We start from the raw sequence: 21,007 nt of genomic DNA on the forward strand, positions 1-21,007 counted from the left end.
AAAAGTTAACAATCGGTAACGCTTTATTCAAGTACGCCTCGAATGCGTTCCATCGCGGGCGCTGTTCCCGGGCCGCAAAGCCCTTGGTTGTGTATGGAAATAGTGACCCTTCGCGCGTCTTTGCGCAAGAGGCTCCCGCACGGCACGCCGTCGCTGCGTGGTTGACTCCGCCTCCCGCGATGCGTATGGTCCGCCGACCTGCATCCGTCGAGCCATCGACCGGGTACCATCGGCCTGCGTGCCGGGGACCTCCGCCAGTCCGCGAGTTTCGCGCACTGGCTCGTTTGTGCTTGAGCCGATCGCGTTCGAGCGGATGGAGACCGAAACTGAGGACCGCTGACCCATGTTCGATGGCCTGACCGGACGCCTGGGCGACATCTTCGACAAGCTGCGCCGCCGCGGCGCGCTGAGCGAGGAGGACGTCAACGCCGCGCTGCGCGAGGTGCGCGTGGCGCTGCTGGAGGCCGACGTCGCCCTGCCGGTGGTCAAGCAGTTCGTCAACCAGGTCAAGGAACGCGCGATCGGCCAGGAGGTCCTGCGCTCGATCACCCCCGGCCAGCAGGTCATCAAGATCGTCCACGACAACCTCGTGGAGATGCTGGGGCAGGGCGAGGAGATCAACCTCAACGCCGCCGCCCCCGTGCCGATCCTGATGGTCGGCCTGCAGGGCTCGGGCAAGACCACCAGCACCGCCAAGATCGCGCTGCGCCTGAAGAACCGGGATCGCAAGAAGGTCCTGATGGCCTCGCTGGACGTGCGCCGTCCGGCGGCCCAGGAGCAGCTGAAGGTGCTGGGCGAGCAGACCGGCGTCGCCACCCTGCCGATCGTTCCGGGCCAGGACCCCGTCGCCATCGCCCGCCGCGCCATCGAGACCGGCCGGCGCGAAGGCTACGACGTGGTCATGCTCGACACCGCCGGCCGCCTGTCCATCGACGAGGAGTTGATGGCCGAGGTCGCGGCCGTGCGCGACGCGACCAAGCCGGCGGAGACGCTGCTGGTCGCCGACGCCATGACCGGCCAGGACGCGGTGACGGTCGCCACCAACTTCAACGACAAGGTCGGCATCACCGGCATCCTGCTGACCCGCGTGGACGGCGACGCCCGCGGCGGTGCCGCCCTGTCGATGCGCCAGATCACCGGCAAGCCGATCAAGCTGCTGGGCATGGGCGAGAAGATCGACGCCCTGGAGGCCTTCCACCCCGACCGCATCGCCGGCCGCATCCTCGGCATGGGCGACGTCGTGTCGCTGGTCGAGAAGGCCGCCGAGAGCATCGACAAGGAAGAGGCCGAGAAGCTCGCCCGCAAGATGGAGAAGGGCCAGGGCTTCGACCTCGACGACATGGCCTCCCAGCTCAAGCAGCTGCGCAAGATGGGCGGCATGTCCGGCCTGATGGGCATGCTGCCGGGCATCGGCAAGATCAAGAACCAGCTCAAGGACGCGAACATCGACGACGGGGTGATCAAGCGCCAGGAGGCGATCATCTCCTCGATGACGAAGAAGGAGCGCAAGCACCCCGAACTCATCAAGGCGTCGCGCCGCAAGCGCATCGCCGCCGGCTCCGGCACCAGCGTGCAGGAGGTGAACAAGCTGCTCAAGCAGTACGACACCATGCGCGGCATGATGAAGCAGGTGCAGAAGCTAGGGCAGAAGGGGCTGATGCGCCACGGGCTGCAGAGCCTCCTGCCGAAGAATTTCCGGGGACCGAACTGATCCCCGGCGAAAGCAACCGCGCGATGAGCGCGATCACGTTCAACCGCACACCAAGCGACTACACCAAGGAAGTGACTGTCCCATGTCCCTGAAGATCCGTCTGGCCCGTGGCGGCGCCAAGAAGCGCCCGTTCTACTCGATCGTCGTCGCCGACGCCCGCAGCCCGCGCGACGGCCGCTTCATCGAGAAGATCGGCACCTACAACCCGATGCTGCCGCGCGAGCACGAGCAGCGCATCGTCCTGGACGCCGAGCGCGCCAAGCATTGGCTGTCGGTCGGCGGCCAGCCGACGGACCGCGTCGCCCTGTTCCTGGCGAACGCCGGCCTGATCGCCAAGCCGGAAATCCGCGAGACCCCGAAGAAGTCCGCCCCGAAGGCCAAGGCGCAGGAGCGTCTGAAGGCCGAGGCCGCCGCCAAGGCCGCCGCCGAGGGCTGATAGGGATCGGCGTGTTTGCCCCCACCCTCCCGCGCTTGCGCGCGGGTCCCTCCCTCCCCCGCTTCGCAGGAGAGGGCAGAGATTCCCTCCCCTGCGAAGCGGGGGAGGGGTAGGGAGGGGCAAGCGACGCCCCGCAACGCACACGCTCAAGCCATGTCCACAAAAGTCTGCGTCGGCCAATTCGCCGGGGCGCACGGTGTCCGCGGCCTCGTGAAGGTGAAAAGCTTCACCGAGGATGCGGCGGCCGTGGCGTCCTACGGCCCCCTCTCGGACGAGCGGGGCGCCCGGCGCTTCGCGCTGACGCTTCAGGGCACCATGAAGGACCTGTTCCTGGTCCGCGTCGATGGCATCGCCACGCGCGAACAGGCGCAGGAGCTGACCGGCGTCCGGCTCTATGTGGACCGTTCCGCCCTGCCCGAGACGGAGGACGAGGACGAGTTCTACCACGCCGACCTGATCGGCCTGCGTGCGGAACTCGCCGACGGCACCGTCTGGGGCACGGTGAAGGCGCTGTACGACTTCGGAGCCGGTGACGTGCTGGAGATCCGCACGGAATCGGGGCCGCTGGAGATGCTGCCCTTCACCCGCGCCTGCGTTCCGGTGGTCGATGTGAAGGGAGGCCGCGTCGTGGTCGATCTTCCCGCGGTCATCGAAGCGCGCGAAGGCGAGGCGGAAAAGGACGGAGAAGACGCGCCGGAGGGCGCGGATGTCGCTGAAGACGACGTTGAAAACAAGGGAACCCGCCCGTGAATCACGGCGCTTCCGGTTCCCTTGCCTGGACGGCCAAGGTTCTGACGCTGTTCCCGGAGATGTTTCCGGGTCCGCTGGGGCTCAGCCTCGCGGGAAAGGCGCTGGAAAATGGAGTCTGGGCGTTGGAATCAGTGGACATTCGCTCGTTCGCGCGCGATAAACACCGCTCCGTCGACGACACCCCCTTCGGCGGAGGGGCCGGCATGGTCATGCGGCCCGACGTGCTGGACGCGGCTCTGACCGCGACGGCGGGTCCTCCGGGCACTCCTGGACGCGGACGGGCGATCTACCTGTCGCCTCGCGGACGGGTGCTCGACCAGGAGCTGGTCAAGGAGCTGGCGGCCACCCCGGTGGTCACCCTGCTCTGCGGCCGGTACGAAGGGGTGGATGAGCGGGTGCTGGACGCGCACGGCCTTGAGGAGGTCAGCCTCGGGGATTTTGTGCTGTCCGGCGGCGAGACCGCCGCCCTGTGCCTGATCGACGCCGTGGTGCGCTTGCTCCCCGGTGTCATGGGCAATGTGGAGACGGCGGGCGAGGAAAGTTTCGAACGGGGGTTGCTCGAATACCCCCACTACACCCGGCCCGCGGTCTGGACCGACGGGCAGGGAGTGGAACGGTCGGTTCCGGACATCCTGTTGTCCGGCCACCACGAGAAGGTTCGCGCCTGGCGGCTCGCCGAGGCGGAGCGGATCACCCAGGCCCGGCGACCGGACCTGTGGGACCGCTACGAGGCGGGCAAGAAGGCCGAGGGTCAGATTGGGAAACGGGGTCGCCGGCGCGGCCCGAAACCAGAGTGACGGTCCGCCGCGAGGCGCACCGATGGAAAGGGGTAGTGTCATGAACCTGTTGCAGCAACTCGAGCAGGAGCAGATCGAGAAGGCCCTCGGCGGCAAGACCATTCCCGTGTTCTCGCCGGGCGACACCGTCCGCGTGAACGTGAAGGTGGTCGAGGGCACGCGCGAGCGTGTCCAGGCTTACGAGGGCGTCGTGATCGCCCGCCGGAACGCCGGCGTGAACTCGTCCTTCACCGTCCGCAAGATCAGCTACGGCGAGGGTGTGGAGCGCGTGTTCCCGCTCTACTCCCCGCGTCTGGAGTCGATCGAGCTGGTCCGCAAGGGCGCCGTCCGCCGCGCCAAGCTGTACTATCTGCGCGACCGTCGCGGCAAGTCGGCCCGTATCGCCGAGCGCACGACCGGCCGCGGCATGAACAACACGAAGGCCGCCGCGGAGTAATCCGGCGCCCTTTCGTTCGGTACGCCTGAACCAGCACCCGCCCGGAGCGATCCGGGCGGGTGTTTGGCGTTGGGGAGTGGTTGCATTGGTGCCCCCACCCAACCCTCCCCCGCTGGCGCAGGGGAGGGCTTTTCTCCTCCCCCTACCGCGCCCGCATCGTCGTCAGGATCCCCGCGCCGATCAGCGCCACCGCGATCAGCACGCCGGCCGTCAGCGGCTCGCCCATGAAGACCGCGCTCAGCAGCAGGGCGGTGACGGGGACGAGGCAGATGATCTGCCCGGCCTGGGCCGCCGGCATGGCGGTCAGCGACTTCGCCCACCACCAGAAGCACAGCCCCGTCGCGATCACCCAGTTGAAGGCGAGGACGGTGCCCAGCGCGGGCGTCCAGTGGATCGGCCGGGCGTGCTCCGCCGCCAGGGCCAGCGGCGCGGTCGCCACGGCGCTGACGGCGATCTGCCAGAAGGTCTGGGTCCAGAAGGGCGTGCGCCAGCCGCCGCGCCGGCGGCGGTAGAGCGTGGCGCCGAGCGCCCAGCTCAGCGCGCAGGCGAGCAGCAGCCCGTTGCCGAGCAGCACCGCCGGGTCGCTCCAGTCCATCAGCGCCGGGTTGAAGAAGACGAGGACGCCGGCGAAGGTCAGCAACGCGCCGATCACCCGCCCACGCGTGAAGCGCTCCCCGGCCAGCAGGACGCCCAGCGGCAGCGCCCACATCTGCATGGTGTAGGCGAGCACCGCGGCCCGCCCCGGCGGCACCACCCGCAGCGCGATGGAGCTGAGGTCCAGCATGCCGGCGATCTGCAGCAGCCCGACCAGGGCCAGCGGCCAGCGCTCTCCCGGCGGCGGCAGAAGGGGAAAGCGCAGCACCCGCGACAGCAGGGCCAGCACCGCCGCCGCCCCGGCGAAACGGAGAAAGCAGAAGGTCAGCGGCCCGATGTCGGACAGGGCCAGCTTCATCAGGGGCCAGTTGGCCCCCCAGAACAGCACGATTCCCGCAAGCTGCGCGTAGACCACAGTGCCCGGACCGCCCACGGGTCCCTGGCCGGCCGCGGCGCCTGGCATGGCCTGATCCGCCATGAGTCCTCCCAACCCTGAATTTTGCCGCATCCTACGGCGCGGGTGGGGTCGGGAGGTCTGCGTTCCCGGTGCGGCAGCCCCGCGAGGGGCCGGCGTTACGGCGTGCCGCCGGTGGAGAAGCCGGTGAGGACCTGGATGCCGAACCAGCCGCCGATGGCGAACAGCACCAGAAGGACCATGGTGGTGGCGATGGCGATGTTGGTCTGGCGGATGCGCCGGCAGTTCGGGCAGCCGGGAAGCTCGGCGGGATAAGGCCGTTCGCAGCGTTCACAGCGGACAGTGGGGTCCGTCACGGGATGACCCTTCATCGAATGGGGCAAAGGAGATCGGTGAGCGGACGCTACCATAAGGAGCGCCTTCCCCGCCAGCCGATGGGCGGCGTGGGGAGCGGCGATTTTTCGGTGCGGGATGCCGGGTGTTTTCCACAGGCTCGGCCTTGTCCTGGTTGAAAGAGACGGCTATTGTGCGGCCCTCTTACCGCACGCTTCGTTCGTCCGGTCTGTGGTTTGCGAGAGAGAATTGCCGCGAGAGAGAGTTGCTATGTCCAAGCCGCGCACCCTGTTCGACAAGATTTGGGACAGCCACGTCGTCCACCGTCAGGACGACGGCACCTGCATCCTCTACATCGACCGCCATCTGGTCCATGAGGTGACCAGCCCGCAGGCGTTCGAGGGGCTGCGGCTTGCCGGCCGTCCGGTGCGCCGTCCGGAAGCGACCCTCGCCGTTCCCGACCACAATGTCCCGACCACCGACCGCTCCAAGGGCATCACCGAGGAGGAGAGCCGCATCCAGGTCGAGACGCTGGACAAGAACGCGCGCGACTTCGGCGTCCGCTACTTCCCGATGGACGACGTCCGCCAGGGCATCGTGCACATCGTCGGTCCGGAGCAGGGCTTCACGCTGCCCGGCGCCACCATCGTCTGCGGCGACAGCCACACGGCGACTCATGGTGCCTTTGGCGCCTTGGCCTTCGGCATCGGCACGTCGGAGGTGGAGCATGTGCTGGCCACCCAGACCCTGCTGCAGAAGCCGGCCAAGAACATGCTGGTCCGCGTCGACGGCGAGCTGCCGGCCGGCGTGACCGCCAAGGACATCGTGCTGGCCATCATCGGCAAGATCGGCACCGCCGGCGGCACCGGCCACGTCATCGAGTTCGCCGGCGACGCCATCCGCGGCCTGTCGATGGAAGGCCGCATGACCGTCTGCAACATGGCCATCGAGGGCGGCGCCCGCGCCGGCCTGATCGCCCCGGACGAGAAGACCTTCGCGTATGTGATGGGCCGCGCCCTGGCTCCGAAGGCCGGTGCCTGGGAGCAGGCGGTGGAGTACTGGAAGACCCTGCCGTCGGACGAGGGCGCGGTCTACGACACCACCGTCGTGCTGAACGCCGCCGACATCGTCCCGCAGGTCACCTGGGGCACCAGCCCGGAGGACGTGCTGCCGATCACCGCGACCGTGCCGAACCCGGCCGACGTGGCCGACGCCGGCAAGCGCGCCGCCGTCGAGCGCTCGCTGGCCTACATGGGCCTGGAGCCCGGCCAGAAGCTGACCGACGTGAAGGTGGACACCGTCTTCATCGGCTCCTGCACCAACGGCCGCATCGAGGACCTGCGCGCCGCCGCGGTGATCGCCCAGGGCCGCAAGGTCGCCGAGGGCGTGCGTGCCCTGGTCGTTCCGGGTTCCGGTCTGGTGAAGGAGCAGGCGGAGGAAGAGGGTCTGGACAAGATCTTCACCGAGGCCGGTTTCGAGTGGCGTGAGCCGGGCTGTTCCATGTGCCTCGCCATGAACGCCGACCGCCTGTCGCCGGGCGAGCGCAGCGCCTCGACCTCCAACCGCAACTTCGAGGGTCGCCAGGGCCGCGGCGGGCGCACCCACTTGCTCAGCCCGGCCATGGCCGCCGCGGCGGCGGTGACCGGGCACCTGACCGACGTGCGCAGCCTGTAAGCTCTCTCACGGTCCGCTGTGACGCCCGGAGCGGGGATGGCCTTCCAGCCGTCCCCGCTTCGTCGTTTTTAGGGGCATCCTCCGCTGTCGCGCGCCGAACGCCTCATCGACCTGATCCAGTGCCTCCGGCGCCACCGCCGGCCGGTCAGCGGGCACGTCCTCGCCGACGAACTCGGCGTCAGCCTGCGCACGATCTACCGCGACATCGCCACCCTCCAGGCCCAGGGCGCCCGCATCGACGGCGAACCAGGCGTCGGCTATCTCCTCCAGCCCGGCTTCCTGCTGCCGCCGCTGATGTTCGCGGAGGAGGAGATCGAGGCGCTCGCCCTCGGCATCCGCTGGGTGGCTGACCGGGCGGACGGCGCGCTGGGCGCGGCGGCGCAGAACGCGCTCGCCAAGATCGCTGCGGTGTTGCCGCCGGACCTCCGCGACCGCATGGACGCCTCCGCGCTGCTCGTCGGGCCGGGGGAGCCGATTGTCGGGGACGGCGTCGACCTCGCCGTCGTCCGACGGGCCATCCGCGGCGAGCGCAAGCTGTCCATCGCCTACCGCGACCGCGACGGGGCGGCCAGCGAGCGCGTCGTCTGGCCCTTCGCGCTCGGCTTCTTCGACCGGCTGCGCGTCATGGTCGCGTGGTGCGAGCTGCGCGGGGCGATCCGCCATTTCCGCGCCGACCGCATCGTCTCCGTGACGGCGCTGGAGGCCCGCTACCCGCGGCGGCGGCAGGCGCTGCTCAAGGAGTGGCGCGAGGCCGAGGGCATCCCGGCGCGGTGAGCGTCGCCGCGCACGACTGCTGACAGAAACTGTCAGTGTGTTGCCCTAGCTTGGTCTTCACCGGACGGGATCGCCCGAGCCGGAGACCAGCGAGGACACCAGCCCATGTTCAGCGCCAACATCATCCTCCTCTATGTGGACAGCCCGACCGCCAGCGCCGCCTTCTACGCCGATCTGACCGGCAAGGCGCCGGTCGAGGCGTCGCCGACCTTCGCCATGTTCGCCCTGGACTCCGGCGTCATGCTGGGGCTGTGGTCGCGCCACACGGTGCAGCCGCCGGCCTCCGCGGGACCGCTCGGCGGCAGCGGCGAGATCGGTTTCCGGGTGGCCGGCGCCGAGGCGGTGCAGGCCCTTCACGACGACTGGGTGCGGCGTGGCCTGACCATCGCCCAGCCGCCGACCGCCATGGATTTCGGCCACACCTTCGTCGCGCTGGACCCGGACGGGCACCGCCTGCGCGTCTTCGCCCCGACGGAAGCGTGAGGTCCGCCATGGATCGGACCACCGCCAGCCGCAGCTGGATCGCCGTCGCCTCCGCCGAGCATGTCCGGCGGGGGCGGGCGGAGGGCTTCATGCAGGTCTGCCACGGCAAGGCGGCGCCGCTGCGCCGCATCCGCCCCGGGGACCGCGTCGCCTACTATTCGCCGACCGAGCGCTTCCAGGGGAAGGACCGCCTGCAGTCCTTCACCGCCGTTGGGATCGTGCGGGACGGCACGCCTTACCCGTTCGACATGGGCGGCGGCTTCGTGCCCTTCCGCCGCGACGTGCGGTGGCTGGACGGACGGGAGACGCCGATCCTGCCTCTGCTCGACCGGCTGGACTTTTCCGCCGGGGTGCGGAACTGGGGCTATCCGTTCCGCTTCGGGTTGTTCACGGTGACCGACCGCGACCTGGACACCATCGCCGCGGCCATGGGGGCGGTTCTGTGCTAACCGGCTTCCGGCGCGGGGGGCCTCAATCCCCCCGCCCGCGGCTTCGGCCCATCAGCCCGTCCGGGCGGTAGATCAGGAAGAGGGTGAGCAGGCCGAAAGCCACGATGTCCTTGTAGGCGATGGCGAAATAGGCCGACCAGAAGGTCTCGACCAGCCCCAGCAGGACGCCCCCCAGCATGGCGCCGGGGACCGACCCGATGCCGCCGACCACCGCGGCGGCCAGCGCCTTGAAGCCGATCAGATAGCCCGTGTAGAAATTGACCCCGCCGTAATAGAGCGCGATCACCGCCCCCGCCGCGGCGGCCAATGCCCCGCCCACCGCGAAGGTGGTGGCGACGGTGCGGTCGACATCCACCCCGACCAGCTCCGCCGCCCCGACATCGTCGGCGCAGGCGCGATGGGCGCGGCCGTAGGCGGTGCGCTGCATGATCGCCCACAGCAGGGCGTAGAGCCCGCCAGTCATCAGCAGGATGACGACCTGCGAGGTCAGCGCGGTGACGGTGAAGGCGCCATCGCCGAGCAGCTCGTGCCGGTCGGCCAGGAAGGGGGCGGGCCACCAGTCTCGGGCGCCGTGCAGAAGCCGCATCCCCTCCTGGTAGGCGATGGACAGGCCGACGGCGGCGATCAGCGGCGTGTGGTTGTGGGTGCGGCGCAGGCGGCGGAACACCAGCCGGTCCATGGTCCAGCCCTGGACGGCGGTGAAGGTCATCACGGTGGCGAAGACGCCCAGCACCGCCAGCGGCATCCCGCCCAGCCCGGCCATGCCCAGCGCCGCCGCCCCCATGGCGGTCAGCATGGCGCCGATCATGGTCAGCTCGCCCATGGCGAGGTTGATCTGCCCGAGGATGCCGTAGACCAGCGTGTAGCCGAGCGCCAGCAGCCCGTAGACGCAGGCCACCGTGGCGGCGTTGATGACCTGCTGCAGGAAGAACAGCAGCGGCGCCCAGTCCGTTTGCGGCCCCCGCTCCGGTCCGCCCGACTCCGGCGGCAGGCCGAGGCGGGCGGCGGGCAGGCCGGCCCAGATGCGCAGCATGGTGAATTGCATGGGCCTCAGCCGCCCCATGCGGTCGGTCGCCACCATCACCAGCTCATGCCGGCGCGAATCGAAGAAGCGGCCGCCGAAGCGGCAGGCGATCCAGTGGGTCCCGGTCTCGGTGCGGTAGGTCAGGCGCAGCGCCGGCTCGTCGCCGCCCAGCGCTTCCGTGCCCAGGATGGTGACGGGGCCGGAGTCGAAGGCAGGGATCAGTTTGCCGCACAGCGCGGCCTGATCGCCGTCCACGCCGCAGCCGGTCAGCAGCAGCGCGACGACCAGCAGGAGAAAGGGCGGGAACAGGCGCGGCGGACGGCGGTGCACGGCGGAGGAACCCCGGCCGGTTGTTCGTTCGCCGGAGAATCTATCGGTTCCCGATGTGAAACGCCAGACGCCGCCTTATGGACGTCAGTAGCGGGCGCCGACGAAATACAGTCCGTCCGGCGGGGCGGTCGGCCCGGCGGCGGAGCGGTTGCGCGCCTCCAGCGCGCGGCGCAGGTCGTCGGCGCTCCATTTGCCGGCCCCGACCAATTCCAGCGTGCCCACCATGTTGCGCACCTGATGGTGCAGGAAGGAGCGGGCGGCGGCGTGCACCCGGACCTCCTCGCCGACCCGCTCGACGGCCAGCCGCTCCAGCGTCTTGACCGGGGAGTTGGCTTGGCAGAGCGCGGCGCGGAAGCTGGTGAAGTCGTGCTGGCCGACCAGGACCTGAGCGGCCGCGTGCATCGCCTCGGCGTCCAGTGGGCGCTTGACGTGCCAGGCGCGGCCCGTCTCCAGGGCGAGCGGGGCGCGGCGGTTGACGATGCGGAAGACGTAGCTGCGCCCCAGGCAGGTCATGCGCGCGTGGAAGTCCTCCGGCACCGCCTCGGCCAGCAGGACGGCCACCGGGTCGGGCCTCAGGTGGAAGTTCAGCGCGTCGCGCAGCTTCAGCCCGGTGAAGGGCTTCTCCAAGTCGAAATGGCAGACCTGCCCCAGCGCGTGCACCCCGGCGTCCGTCCGCCCGGAGGTGTGGACGCGCACGGTCTCGCCGGACAGGCGCTCGATCGCCTCCTCCAGCGTCTGCTGGACGGAGGGGCCGTTGTCCTGCCGCTGCCAGCCGACGAAGGGCCGGCCGTCATATTCGAGGGTCAGTTTCCAGCGCTGCATGCGGCGTCGCCGAGACGGGTGCCGACGGGCAGGGCGAAGCCGCGCAGCAGGGCGGCGCCGTCCACCGGGGCCTTGCCGGGCCGCTGCACCAGGGTGAGACGCACGGCGCCGTCGGCGCAGGCGATGGTCAGACGGTCGTCCAGCAGCGTGCCGGGCGCCGCCTGACGGGCGTCGTTTGTTGAGGCGGGAACCGGTTCGGCCTTCAGCACCTTGATGCGCTCCACCCCGCCGGTCGGCGTCGGGGCGTCGAACCAGCAGCCGGGCCAGGGGGTGAGGGCGCGGACCTGCCGCTCCACGAAGGCGGCGTCGCGCGTCCAGTCGAGCCGGCCGTCCTCGCGCGTCAGCTTGGCGGCGTAGGTCACGCCCGCCTCCGGCTGCGGCTCGGCGGTCAGGCGGCCGGCGGCGAGACCGTCGAGCGCCTCCACGATCAGGCGGGCGCCCATGTCGGCCAGCGCGTCGTGCAGGCTGCTGGCGGTGGTCTCGGCGGTGATCGGCACCGCGTCCTTCAGCAGCATGGCCCCGGTGTCCAGCCCGATGTCCATCTGCATGATGGTGATGCCGGTCTCGGCGTCGCCGGCCAGGATCGCGCGCTGGATCGGCGCCGCGCCGCGCCAGCGCGGCAGCAGCGAGCCGTGGACGTTCAGGCAGCCCAGCCGCGGCGCGTCGAGGATCGGCTGCGGCAGGATCAGCCCGTAGGCGGCGACCACCGCGGCGTCGGCCTTCAGCTCGGCGAACTCGGCCTGGGCCTCTGCGTTGCGCAGCGACTTGGGCGTGCGCACGGGGATGCCGCGTTCCTCGGCGAAGCGGTGGACCGGGGATTTCTGGACCTGCTGCCCGCGCCCGGCCGGGCGGGGCGGCTGGCTGTAGACGCAGACCACCTCGTGCCCGGCATCGGCCAGGGCGCGCAGGCTGGGCACGGCGAAGTCCGGCGTGCCCATGAAAACGAGGCGGAGCGGCGTCATGAAGAGTCGTCCAACGTCAGAAGGTTAGGCGCGCTGCATCTTCTGGACTTTGCGCAGGATCATGTTGCGCTTCAGCATCGACAGGTAGTCGACGAACAGCACGCCGTTCAGATGGTCGATCTCGTGCTGGATGCAGGTGGCCAGCATGCCGTCGGCCTCGATCTCGCGCGTCTCGTTGGTCTCGTCCAGATAGCGGACGCGGACCGAGGACGGGCGGGTGACCTCGGCATACTGGTCGGGCACCGACAGGCATCCCTCCTCGCACACCGACGTCTCGTCCGACTTCCAGACGATTTCCGGGTTGGCGAGGCGGATGGGGTTCGGCTTCTCGTCCTTGTCGTGCACGTCCACGACGATCACCCGCTCCAGGATGCCGATCTGCGGCGCGGCGAGGCCGATGCCCTTCGCGGCGTACATGGTCTCGACCATGTCGTCCATCAGCTTGGCGATGCGGGCGTCGACCTTGTCGACGGGCTTCGCCTTCTGCTTCAGGACGGGGTGCGGGGCGACGAGGATATCGAGAACGGCCATGGGAACTCAGCAACGGTGCGTGGAGGTGCGACAATCCGTCAAAATATGGGGGGCGGGCCACGAGGTCAAGGAAGGCGCAAGGCACAACCCGCGGCGACCCGCCAATCCCATCGGGACGGCCGCACCTCAGAGGGGCGAGCGGGTGATCGACTTGATGGGGCCGCGCGGATTGCCGGACATCTCGGCGATCTTGCGGTCCTGCTCCTCGATGAAGCCGCGGGCCGGCTCGTCGCCGTCCAGGCCGCCGACCAGCGTGCCGGGGACCTTGCGGTTGGAGGTGCGGGCGCCGTCTTCGTACAGCACGTCGAACAGCACGAAGGCGCTGTCCACCGGCTGCTTCTTCTTGGTCTTGGCCATGGGGGGAAACTCCGAACGTCAGGGGGGTGCTTGTAGAGGAAAAGCGCGCAACGGAAAAGGGCACCGGTTTCCCGGTGCCCCCTCCGATGCCGTGCCGTGAGACGTGGCTCAGACGGCCTTCAGGTTCTCCGCCGAGGTCTTGCCGCGCTTCGGATCGCGCTGCTCCTCGTAGGACACCTTCTGGCCTTCATTCAGGCTGCGCAGGCCCGCACGCTCGACCGCGGAGATGTGGACGAAGACGTCCGCGCCACCGTTGTCCGGCTGAATGAAGCCATAACCCTTGGTGCTGTTGAACCACTTGACGGTACCGACGGGCATGATTGCTCTCCGTTTCGTATGAAAGGCGCCGCATCGGCCGGTGCGGCGCATCAGACTGTGTCCAGGCATAGCGACGATCTGGGCACCCGAAGGCGTAGCAGGCCGGCAGTCCGAAGCAGAATGACAGGAGGGAAATTGGGACCGCTCCCCTCCTTTGCAAGGCGAAACAAGACGGGCAAATCTGGGTTGCAGACTTCGGCCCTACGCCCTGGCCGCCGCGCGCAGTTCCGCCGCCCTCAATTCTGTTGCTCTTAATTCCGCTGCCCGGGGCTCGGCCGCGCGAAGCTCCGGCGCCTGGAGCGGGCGCGGGGCGTGGTCCAGCGGTTCCAGCAGGGGAATATCCTCGGCGCTGTCCGGGGTGGCGTGCAGGTCGCGGAAGCGGCGGGCGGTGACCAGCACGCGGGACTCCAGGCTGCCGACCGCCCCGTTGTAGCAGCCCACGGCCTTGTCGAGCTGCCCGCCCAGCCGCTCCATATGGCCGCCCAAGTCGTGCAGGCGCTTGTAGAGTTCGGCGCCCAAGGCGCTGATCTCGCGGGCGCTGTCGGTCAGCCGCTCCTGCCGCCAGCCATAGGCGACGGCGCGCAGCAGCGCGATCAGCGTCGTCGGGGTGGCCAGGATCACCCGGTGGTCGATGCCCGCCTCGATCAGCGCCGGGTCATGCTCCAGCGCCGCGGAGAAGAAATTCTCGCCGGGCAGGAACAGCACGACGAATTCCGGCGAATCCGCGAACTGGTCCCAATAGGCCTTGGTGCCGAGCTGCTTCATATGCTCCCGCACATGGCGGGCGTGGCGCGACAACCCGTCGCGGCGGGCGCCGTCGTCGGCCGCCTGCACCCCGTCGAGATAGCCCTCCAGCGGCGTCTTGGCGTCGACCACGATGGTCTTGCCGCCGGGCAGCTTGACCACGAGGTCGGGGCGCAGCCGGCCGCCGGCGGCCTCCACGCTCATCTGCTCCACGAAGTCGCAATGGTCGAGCATGCCGGCCATCTCGCAGACCCGGCGGAGCTGGATCTCGCCCCAGCGGCCGCGGGCCACCGGGCTGCGCAAGGCGCGGACGAGGTTGCCGGTCTCGGCGCGGAGCTGGGCCTGGGTCTCCACCAGCGACAGCACCTGCTGCTTCAGCCCCTCATAGGCGCCGGCGCGGCTGCGCTCCATCTCCTGGATCTGGCCGTCCATGCGCTCCAGCGACTGGCGCACCGGGGCGACGATGTCGGCGATGGCGGTCTGCCGCTTCTCCAGGTCGCCGCGCGCCTGCTCCTGGAAGGTCATCAGGGTTTCCTTGGCGAGGTCGAGGAAGCTCTGGTTGTTGGAGCGCAGGGCCTCCGCCGACAGGGCCTTGAAGCTGTCGGACAGGGTGGCCTGCGCGCGCTCCAGAAGGGCCAGCTTCTCCGCCGCCGACGCGCGCTCGCGGGCCAGCGTGGTGGACAGCTCCGCCTGCCGTTCGCGGGCGGCGGACAGCTCGCCGTTCAGCCGGGTGATCTGGTGGTCGCGGGCCTCGACCTCCTCCCGCAGGTCGCCCTCGATTCGCTCGGCGACGTCGAGCCGGGTGACCAGTTCGGCGTGGATGGCGGCGGCCTCCGCCTCGGCGCGTGCGGCGTAGAGGCGCACGATCATGCCGGCGAGGATCGCCCCGAGAAGGGCGCCGGCAAGGCCGCCGAGAAGCACCGACTGTGCGTCGAACGCGAACTGCATGAAATTCCCCAAAGAACGCTGCAATTGCCGAGATTACAGGAACGAATCAGGAAAGAGAACGGGCAATGAACAAAGACGAACCCCTGCGCAGCTCCCTTCCGCCTGCGCTGCGGGTCGGTGAAGCGGGCTTGCCCGCCGTCCCCGTCTGCGCCATATCCGACGGATGCCCGACGATCCGTCCTCCTCCAGTCTTCCTGCCGGCCCCCTCAAGGGCCCCCGCGTCCGCACCATTCCGCCCGGCGAGGACCGCGAGCGGCTGACCTGTCCGGATTGCGGCTACATCGCCTACCAGAACCCGCTGATCGTCGTCGGGTCGGTGGCGACGTGGGAGGACCGCATCCTGCTGTGCCGCCGCGCCATCGAACCGCGCAAGGGCTACTGGACGCTGCCCGCCGGCTTCATGGAGGAGCGGGAGAGCACCATGGAGGGCGCCGCCCGCGAGGCGTGGGAGGAGGCGCGGGCCAAAATCGCCATCGACTCGCTGCTGGCCGTCTACGACATCCCGCGCATCAGCCAGGTGCAGATGATCTTCCGCGCCCGCCTGCTGTCGCCGGACGTGTCCGCCGGACCGGAGAGCCAGGAGGTCGGGCTGTTCCGCTGGGAGGAGATTCCCTGGGACGATCTGGCCTTCCCGACCGTCCAGTGGGCCTTGCGCGAGCACCGGTCGCGGCTGGGTCGCCAGGACTTCGCCCCGGCGGTGAACCCCACACCGGACGTGCTGGCGCAGTGGGAGCGGATGCTCTAGCCGGGCCTCACTCCACCCCGTTATTCCACGGTTGGCGAGACGGGGAACTTCGCCACCAGCTCCGCCGTGCCCTGCTCGCGCTTCACGGTCAGCGGCAGCCATGTGCCGGGGGCCTGGCGCTGCACCACCGTCGTCAGGTCGGAGGCCTCGCGCACCGGGGCCCCCGCCGCCGCGACCACGAGGTCACCCGCCGTCAGGCCGGCGGCGGCGGCGACGCTGCCCTCGGTGACGGAGCGCACGCGCACTCCGTCCGGTCCCGGCTCCAGCATCACCCCCAGCCGGGGGCGCGGCGTCTCGGCCGGCGCTTCGCTCTCGCCCAGCCCATAGACCGCGTCGGCGATCCGCCCGTCCAGCTCGGCGCAGGGGCGGTCCTCGTCCCAGGGCAGCAGGACGACGCTGTTCCGGACGCCGAGATCGGCCAGCTGGTGGGGGACGCCATCGCGCCCTTCGATGTGCCCTTGGCCCAGGATGGCGACGACGGTGCGGTTGGTCTGGCGGTGGGTCTCGGCGATCCGCTCCGCCATGGCGCGGTCCCAGACCGATTGCGCCTCGACGAATCGCTCGAAGCTGCCGGAGCGGCGCTCACCCGGACCGTGGGCGGCCATCACCTGGCGCAGCCGCTCGGTGTAGGAGGCCGGGGGAGGGGCCGGGTCGCCCACGCCTTCCCGTTCGTTGGCGGGAACGGCGGCCCAGCCATCGCGCGCGGTGCGGCTGACCAGCCCGCGGTCGACGTTCAGCGCGACAACCGGCAGCCGGTTCATCCGGGCGAAATGCAGGATCGGCAGGTAGAAGCGCGCGTCGTAGCCCCAGACCTTCGGCCAGTTGGTCTCGCGCAGCAACTCCGCCTCGGTCAGTTGCCCGGTGCTCCAGCGGTCAAGGACCGGCTGGACGCTGCGCGGGAACATCTCCATGCCGACCGCCAGATCGGGATTCAGCGCGTGCAGCGCCGCCAGGCTGTGAAGCTGCCAGCGGTGGTGGTCGGCGTTGTCGTGCCGCTCCCCCAGCAGCACGGCGGGCGACGCCGCGGCGCGGCGCAGCAGGCCGGCGGCGTTCAGCGGGCGGGCGGCGGCGTCGGACCAGCCGCCGGGCGGCACGCAGGCACCGGTCTGGGCGGCGGCCTTCGCCGCGGTGGCGTCGCCCAGGCCGGCCAAGAGGCTGCCGGAGAGCAGAAGGACGGCCATCAAACGGGGGAGCACGTCGGCGGTCCTCCTGGACTCGGTGAAACGGTTGGACTCAGGCTGAAGGTTGGGCGGTGGAGGGCGCCCGTCAACGGTGCATGGTCTGACCGGCAACGGCCGCGCTGGCGCGGTGCGGCGAAGCGGGGTATCCTCGGACATCATGCCGCACCGTAAAACCGTCATTCTGACCGGCGCGAGCCGGGGCATCGGCCACGCCACCGTGCAGCGCTTCAGCGCCGAGGGCTGGCGGGTCATTTCCTGTTCCCGCGAGGAGGTGCCGGACCATTGCCGGCGCGATCCGAACTGGACCCACCACATCCCGACGGACCTGTCCGATCCGGACAGTCGCGCCCGCTTCCTGGAGGAAGCCAACCGTGCGCTGGACGGGGCGCCGCTGCATGCGTTGATCAACAACGCCGGCATCTCGCCCAAGACGCCGATCAAGGAGCGTCTCGGCTGCCTGAACGGAGCCATCGAAGGCTGGCACCGGGTGTTCGAGCTGAATTTCTTTGCCCCGCTGGTGCTGGCCCGCGGCTTCGCGGCGCCGCTGTCGCGGGCGAAGGGGGCGATCGTCAACGTGACCTCGATCGCCGGCCATTCGGTGCACCCCTTCGCCGGGTCGGCCTATTCGACCTCCAAGGCGGCGCTGTCCGGCCTGACCCGCGAGATGGCCGTGGAGTTCGCCGAGATCGGCGTGCGAGTCAACGCCGTGGCGCCGGGCGAGATCGAGACCGCCATGACCGGCCCCGAATACGACGTGCTGATCCCGCGCATCCCGCTGAAGCGCATGGGCACGCCGGAGGATGTGGCGGCGGTGATCTTCTATCTGTGCGGCCCCGACTCGGGCTACGTCACTGGAACGGAGATGTTCATCACCGGCGGGCAGCACCTGTATTGATGCGGGTGGTTGCGCGTTGGGAAAGGTGCGTTGGGGACACAAGATTCACACGGATTTCGCGGATCTTGTCACGGATTACACGGATTTTTTCTAATCCTTGCTCAGCAAGGGCTTTTCGAGAAGCTTCTGCTGAGCAAGATCAAAGAAAAATCCGCGAAATCCGTGCTTCAAATCCGCGAAATCCGTGACGTCATTTTGCCCGCAAGACTCTTGGACCTCAGCCGAGGTTGTGCTTTGCCACCACCGCCGCGAAGTCGTCCCCGAAATGCTCGCCGACGCGTATGACCGAGACGCCGTGCGGGATTTCCTTCAGGGCCGGATTGTCCAGGCTCATCGAGGTCAGCAGCGCCATCGGCACGTTGTGCGTGACGCTCATCGCGCGCAGGCCGCGGATCAGGTCCAGGCCGGACAGGCCGTCCATCACCATCGACGCGATCAGCATGTCCGGCGGGACGCGCACGGCGAGGCTGATCGACTCGATGGGATCGCTGACCGTCACGGTGCGGAAGCCGCAGGCCGCCAGTTCACTGCCCAGCTTCTTGGCGACGACCTTGGACGGGGTGACCAGCATGATCTCGACGTTGCTGATCTGGATGTCGGTGATCTCGAACTGGTAACGCACCGGCAGCGCGCGGATGATCCGGTTCGTTTCCGCAACCTGCGGCTGCTCGGCGCGGTCCACCAGCTCGGCGATCCGGTCCACGAAGGTCTGCGCGTCGTTCAGCTCCCGGGCCTCCAGCCGCTTCAGGCCGGACAGATACTCTTCCAGGCGGTGCGCGACGAGGCTGACGGTGGGGTAGCCGAAGCTGGTGCCCATGCCCTTGAAATTGTGGGCTTCCAGGCGGAGCACGCCAATGACCGCGGTTTCCTCCCGCGTGCCCTTGGCCACGCCTTCCAGGGCGGCGTTCATCACCTCCAGCCGGTCGCGGGCGTCGTCCATGAATTCGACGCGCAGGCGGTCTTCAAGATCGTCGGGCGACAGGTTGGAGGCCATGGCGGGGGTCCTGACTATGCTTTCGGGTTAGGCATTATGGCCTCGAAAGTTACACCAGAACCCTAACGCGAAACAAACTCCCGCATGGAAGGCGGCTAAAACGCCGCGCCAATCACAACCGGGACAGGAGATTGTTGAACCAGTTCAGCCGTTCCTCGGCCTGGGCAATGTCGTGCTCCAGCCAATCGGCGAAATGGCCGTCGGTTCCCGCACTCGCCCGCTTCAGATCGCCCAGACGCGCCAGCTCCGTCTCGCACAGGGAGGCGAGGTGGTCGATCTGGTCGCGCTGCGACTCGACGTCCAGCAAGTGCAGGAAGCGCAGCTTCAGCGCGATGACCAGCTTGTTCAGCCCGTCCGCCGAGGGGGCCCGCACGTTGGCGCGCATCAGCGTGTCGAACTCCGCCCGTCCGGCCTCGGTCGGGCCGAGCAGGGCGTTGTCCTCCATCCCGGTGCCGTCCAGCGCCTCGATCAGCCCCTCGTAGCGCAGCATCTCCAGCGACGTGCCCATGAGGTCGAGCGACGGGCCGACGATGCGGTCGAGGAAATGGCGGAGCGCGCCGGCCAGTTCGGCGTAACGCTGCGGCCCATTCTGGATCAGCGTGCCCAGGACGGCGAGGCGCACGGCCTCCTTCGGCATCAGCGAGTTGTCACGGTACATGGCGAACCCCTGGGCGGTGGCGTTGACGGTTGCGGGCCGAACGTTGCGAAACGTTCTCAGCAACGTCTCAAGGTAAGGCGCTCCGGCCCACAAGTCCAGAGCGCCGATGCCGTTATCGCTGGGAGATCACCGAATCCCCTCCCCCGCGCGGGCGGGGCTCAGAGGAGGGGGGAGGGGTTACGCCGCCAGGCGCAGATCCAGGCGGCTCCACACGTCGAGCAGGGCGTCGACGAGGCGCGCCATCTCGGCGTCGCTGTGCAGCGGGGTGGGGGTGAAGCGCAGGCGCTCGCCGCCGCGCGGCACGGTCGGGTAGTTGATCGGCTGGACGTAGATGTCGTGGCGTTCCATCAGCTCGTCCGAGGCGCGCTTGCAGCGGTGGGCGTCGCCGACCATCACCGGAACGATGTGGCTGGCCGACGGCATCACCGGCAGACCGGCCTCGGCCATCAGGCGCTTCAGGGTCGCCGCACGCTCCTGGTGCCGGTCGCGCTCCGTCTGGCTGGTCTTCAGGTAGCGGATGCTGGCCAGCGCCCCGGCGGCCAGGACCGGCGACAGGGAGGTGGAGAAGATGAAGCCGGCGGCGAAGCTGCGGATGCAGTCGACCAGCGCGGTGGAGCCGGTGATGTAGCCGCCCTGGACGCCGAACGCCTTGCCCAGCGTGCCCTCGATGATGGTCAGCCGGTCCATGGCGCCGTCGCGCTCCGCCACGCCGCCGCCGCGCGGGCCGTACATGCCGACCGCGTGCACCTCGTCCAGATAGGTCATGGCGCCGTGCTTGTCGGCGACGTCGCACAGGTCATGGATCGGGGCGACGTCGCCGTCCATGGAATAGACGCTCTCGAAGGCCACGACCTTCGGGCGGTCCGGGGCGATCTGCGACAGCAGCTCGTCCAGGTGCTTGGGGTCGTTGTGGCGGAAGATGTGCTTCTCGGCGCCGCTGTTGCGGATGCCGGTGATCATCGAATTGTGGTTCAGCGCGTCCGACAGGATCACGCAGTTGGGCAGCAGCTTGCCCAGCGTCCCCAGCGTCGCGTCGTTGGACACGTAGCCGGAGGTGAAGAGCAGCGCCGCCTCCTTCTGGTGAAGGTCGGCCAGCTCGCGCTCCAGCAGCACGTGGTAGATGTTGGTGCCGGAGATGTTGCGCGTGCCGCCGGCGCCCGCACCCACGCCGTCGACGGCGTCGTGCATCGCCTTCAGGACGACCGGGTTCTGGCCCATGCCCAGATAGTCGTTGGAGCACCAGACGGTGACCTCCCGCTCCTTCCCGGCAGCGTCGCGGAAGGTGGCTTTCGGAAAGTTCCCCGCGTGCCGTTCGAGGTTGGCGAAGACCCGGTAGCGGCCATCCTGTTTCAGGCTGGCGATCTGGGTGCGGAAAAAGCTCTCGTAATCCATCGCGCGTTCCGTTCGCATTCATCCGAAGGGGCGGGTGCCGTCCGGGCGGTCCAGCCACCGGGCCTAGCACGTTAGGAAGATGGCATGATCGTTGCCGTGTTGCCACCCGGCATTGACCGAGGTCAAAAGGTCTGTCCTGTGAAGTGCCAATTCTCGCCGATCCGGCGCCGCGGGACCATTCGACCTATGGATGATCGCTGTGGCGAAGCGTCTCATGTCCGGGACCCGTCATGCCGTTGCCGAGGCCGGGAAAC

General features: G+C 69.3%; 24 protein-coding genes and 1 pseudogene. 12 read left to right on the forward strand and 13 right to left on the reverse strand.

Features of this window, described 5'->3' with window-relative positions:
* Positions 1-343 precede the first annotated feature (343 nt).
* The 5 genes from ffh (at position 344) to rplS (ending at position 4,130) form a co-directional block, all read left to right on the forward strand.
* The gene (gene ffh, locus ACFPMG_RS13235) at positions 344-1,711 is read left to right on the forward strand and encodes a signal recognition particle protein (RefSeq protein ID WP_014239324.1); all 1,368 of its coding nucleotides are present in this window, start codon (positions 344-346) and stop codon (positions 1,709-1,711) included.
* A gap of 82 nt (positions 1,712-1,793) precedes the next feature.
* The gene (gene rpsP, locus ACFPMG_RS13240) at positions 1,794-2,147 is read left to right on the forward strand and encodes a 30S ribosomal protein S16 (RefSeq protein ID WP_014239325.1); all 354 of its coding nucleotides are present in this window, start codon (positions 1,794-1,796) and stop codon (positions 2,145-2,147) included.
* A 153-nt stretch (positions 2,148-2,300) separates the two neighbouring features.
* Positions 2,301-2,897 (forward strand): ribosome maturation factor RimM, encoded by a 597-nt coding sequence (gene rimM, locus ACFPMG_RS13245; protein ID WP_103039765.1) that lies wholly within the window; start codon positions 2,301-2,303, stop codon positions 2,895-2,897.
* On the forward strand, positions 2,894-3,694 hold the full coding sequence (gene trmD / locus ACFPMG_RS13250) for a tRNA (guanosine(37)-N1)-methyltransferase TrmD (RefSeq protein WP_114860801.1): 801 nt from the start codon (positions 2,894-2,896) through the stop codon (positions 3,692-3,694). The genes rimM and trmD overlap by 4 nt, the downstream gene beginning before the upstream one ends.
* A gap of 40 nt (positions 3,695-3,734) precedes the next feature.
* Positions 3,735-4,130 carry a 50S ribosomal protein L19 gene (gene rplS / locus ACFPMG_RS13255; RefSeq protein WP_014239328.1) on the forward strand — a complete coding sequence of 132 codons (396 nt, stop codon included), beginning with the start codon at positions 3,735-3,737 and terminating at the stop codon, positions 4,128-4,130.
* A 142-nt stretch (positions 4,131-4,272) separates the two neighbouring features.
* On the opposite strand, the gene ACFPMG_RS13260 is transcribed toward rplS, so the two are convergent.
* Both ACFPMG_RS13260 and ACFPMG_RS13265 read right to left on the reverse strand, forming a co-directional pair.
* Positions 4,273-5,202, reverse strand: a complete 930-nt coding sequence (locus ACFPMG_RS13260; protein WP_376995578.1) for a DMT family transporter — start codon at positions 5,200-5,202, stop codon at positions 4,273-4,275.
* Positions 5,203-5,297: 95 nt separating this feature from the next.
* Positions 5,298-5,495, reverse strand: coding sequence for a hypothetical protein (locus ACFPMG_RS13265; protein WP_376995579.1), 198 nt, complete (start codon positions 5,493-5,495; stop codon positions 5,298-5,300).
* Positions 5,496-5,742: 247 nt separating this feature from the next.
* Between ACFPMG_RS13265 and leuC the strand changes: the two genes are divergently transcribed.
* The 5 genes and pseudogenes from leuC to ACFPMG_RS13290 all read left to right on the forward strand — a co-directional run bounded on the left by leuC (position 5,743) and on the right by ACFPMG_RS13290 (position 8,852).
* A complete protein-coding gene (gene leuC / locus ACFPMG_RS13270; protein WP_349592582.1) occupies positions 5,743-7,146 on the forward strand; it encodes a 3-isopropylmalate dehydratase large subunit in 1,404 nt (467 codons plus the stop codon).
* Between the two features lie 111 nt (positions 7,147-7,257).
* Positions 7,258-7,395 (forward strand): annotated as a pseudogene (locus tag ACFPMG_RS13275) (helix-turn-helix domain-containing protein); the annotation flags it as partial.
* Positions 7,396-7,440: 45 nt separating this feature from the next.
* Positions 7,441-7,920, forward strand: a complete 480-nt coding sequence (locus tag ACFPMG_RS13280; RefSeq protein ID WP_376995580.1) for a helix-turn-helix transcriptional regulator — start codon at positions 7,441-7,443, stop codon at positions 7,918-7,920.
* 105 nt (positions 7,921-8,025) lie between these two features.
* Positions 8,026-8,403 (forward strand): VOC family protein, encoded by a 378-nt coding sequence (locus ACFPMG_RS13285; protein WP_376995582.1) that lies wholly within the window; start codon positions 8,026-8,028, stop codon positions 8,401-8,403.
* Positions 8,404-8,411: 8 nt separating this feature from the next.
* Complete coding sequence (locus ACFPMG_RS13290; protein ID WP_376995583.1) at positions 8,412-8,852, forward strand: EVE domain-containing protein; 441 nt, start codon at positions 8,412-8,414, stop codon at positions 8,850-8,852.
* 22 nt (positions 8,853-8,874) lie between these two features.
* On the opposite strand, the gene ACFPMG_RS13295 is transcribed toward ACFPMG_RS13290, so the two are convergent.
* The 7 genes from ACFPMG_RS13295 to ACFPMG_RS13325 all read right to left on the reverse strand — a co-directional run bounded on the left by ACFPMG_RS13295 (position 8,875) and on the right by ACFPMG_RS13325 (position 14,888).
* The gene (locus tag ACFPMG_RS13295) at positions 8,875-10,206 is read right to left on the reverse strand and encodes a branched-chain amino acid ABC transporter permease (RefSeq protein WP_376995584.1); all 1,332 of its coding nucleotides are present in this window, start codon (positions 10,204-10,206) and stop codon (positions 8,875-8,877) included.
* Positions 10,207-10,290: 84 nt separating this feature from the next.
* Positions 10,291-11,028, reverse strand: coding sequence for a tRNA pseudouridine(38-40) synthase TruA (gene truA, locus ACFPMG_RS13300; RefSeq protein WP_376995585.1), 738 nt, complete (start codon positions 11,026-11,028; stop codon positions 10,291-10,293).
* Positions 11,010-11,990 (reverse strand): methionyl-tRNA formyltransferase, encoded by a 981-nt coding sequence (fmt, locus tag ACFPMG_RS13305; protein WP_376995586.1) that lies wholly within the window; start codon positions 11,988-11,990, stop codon positions 11,010-11,012. Before fmt ends, truA begins: the two co-directional genes overlap by 19 nt.
* Before the next feature lie 24 nt (positions 11,991-12,014).
* Complete coding sequence (def, locus tag ACFPMG_RS13310; RefSeq protein ID WP_014239338.1) at positions 12,015-12,521, reverse strand: peptide deformylase; 507 nt, start codon at positions 12,519-12,521, stop codon at positions 12,015-12,017.
* Positions 12,522-12,647: 126 nt separating this feature from the next.
* Positions 12,648-12,878: a hypothetical protein gene (locus tag ACFPMG_RS13315; RefSeq protein WP_014239339.1), complete on the reverse strand. Its 231-nt coding sequence runs from the start codon at positions 12,876-12,878 to the stop codon at positions 12,648-12,650.
* A 108-nt stretch (positions 12,879-12,986) separates the two neighbouring features.
* On the reverse strand, positions 12,987-13,196 hold the full coding sequence (locus ACFPMG_RS13320) for a cold-shock protein (RefSeq protein ID WP_014239340.1): 210 nt from the start codon (positions 13,194-13,196) through the stop codon (positions 12,987-12,989).
* A gap of 201 nt (positions 13,197-13,397) precedes the next feature.
* Positions 13,398-14,888, reverse strand: a complete 1,491-nt coding sequence (locus ACFPMG_RS13325; protein WP_376995587.1) for a DNA recombination protein RmuC — start codon at positions 14,886-14,888, stop codon at positions 13,398-13,400.
* Between the two features lie 163 nt (positions 14,889-15,051).
* On the opposite strand from ACFPMG_RS13325, the gene ACFPMG_RS13330 reads away from it, so the two are divergent.
* Positions 15,052-15,633, forward strand: coding sequence for an NUDIX hydrolase (locus tag ACFPMG_RS13330; RefSeq protein ID WP_376995588.1), 582 nt, complete (start codon positions 15,052-15,054; stop codon positions 15,631-15,633).
* Positions 15,634-15,653: 20 nt separating this feature from the next.
* Here ACFPMG_RS13330 and ACFPMG_RS13335 read toward each other — a convergent pair whose 3' ends face one another.
* A complete protein-coding gene (locus ACFPMG_RS13335; protein ID WP_376995589.1) occupies positions 15,654-16,829 on the reverse strand; it encodes a ChaN family lipoprotein in 1,176 nt (391 codons plus the stop codon).
* 142 nt (positions 16,830-16,971) lie between these two features.
* Here ACFPMG_RS13335 and ACFPMG_RS13340 point away from each other — a divergent pair, with 142 nt between their 5' ends.
* Positions 16,972-17,709, forward strand: coding sequence for an SDR family NAD(P)-dependent oxidoreductase (locus tag ACFPMG_RS13340; protein ID WP_014239345.1), 738 nt, complete (start codon positions 16,972-16,974; stop codon positions 17,707-17,709).
* 217 nt (positions 17,710-17,926) lie between these two features.
* On the opposite strand, the gene ACFPMG_RS13345 is transcribed toward ACFPMG_RS13340, so the two are convergent.
* The 3 genes from ACFPMG_RS13345 to hemA form a co-directional block, all read right to left on the reverse strand.
* Entirely contained in the window at positions 17,927-18,703 is a 777-nt protein-coding gene (locus ACFPMG_RS13345; protein ID WP_376995590.1) for an Hpt domain-containing protein, read from the reverse strand.
* Positions 18,704-18,815: 112 nt separating this feature from the next.
* Positions 18,816-19,361 (reverse strand): hypothetical protein, encoded by a 546-nt coding sequence (locus tag ACFPMG_RS13350; protein ID WP_376995591.1) that lies wholly within the window; start codon positions 19,359-19,361, stop codon positions 18,816-18,818.
* Positions 19,362-19,538: 177 nt separating this feature from the next.
* Positions 19,539-20,753 carry a 5-aminolevulinate synthase gene (gene hemA / locus ACFPMG_RS13355; protein ID WP_376995592.1) on the reverse strand — a complete coding sequence of 405 codons (1,215 nt, stop codon included), beginning with the start codon at positions 20,751-20,753 and terminating at the stop codon, positions 19,539-19,541.
* Positions 20,754-21,007 lie beyond the last annotated feature (254 nt).

Origin of the sequence: Azospirillum himalayense (assembly GCF_042657465.1) — a bacterium.
In the GTDB taxonomy this organism is placed as follows: Bacteria; Pseudomonadota; Alphaproteobacteria; order Azospirillales; family Azospirillaceae; genus Azospirillum; species Azospirillum himalayense.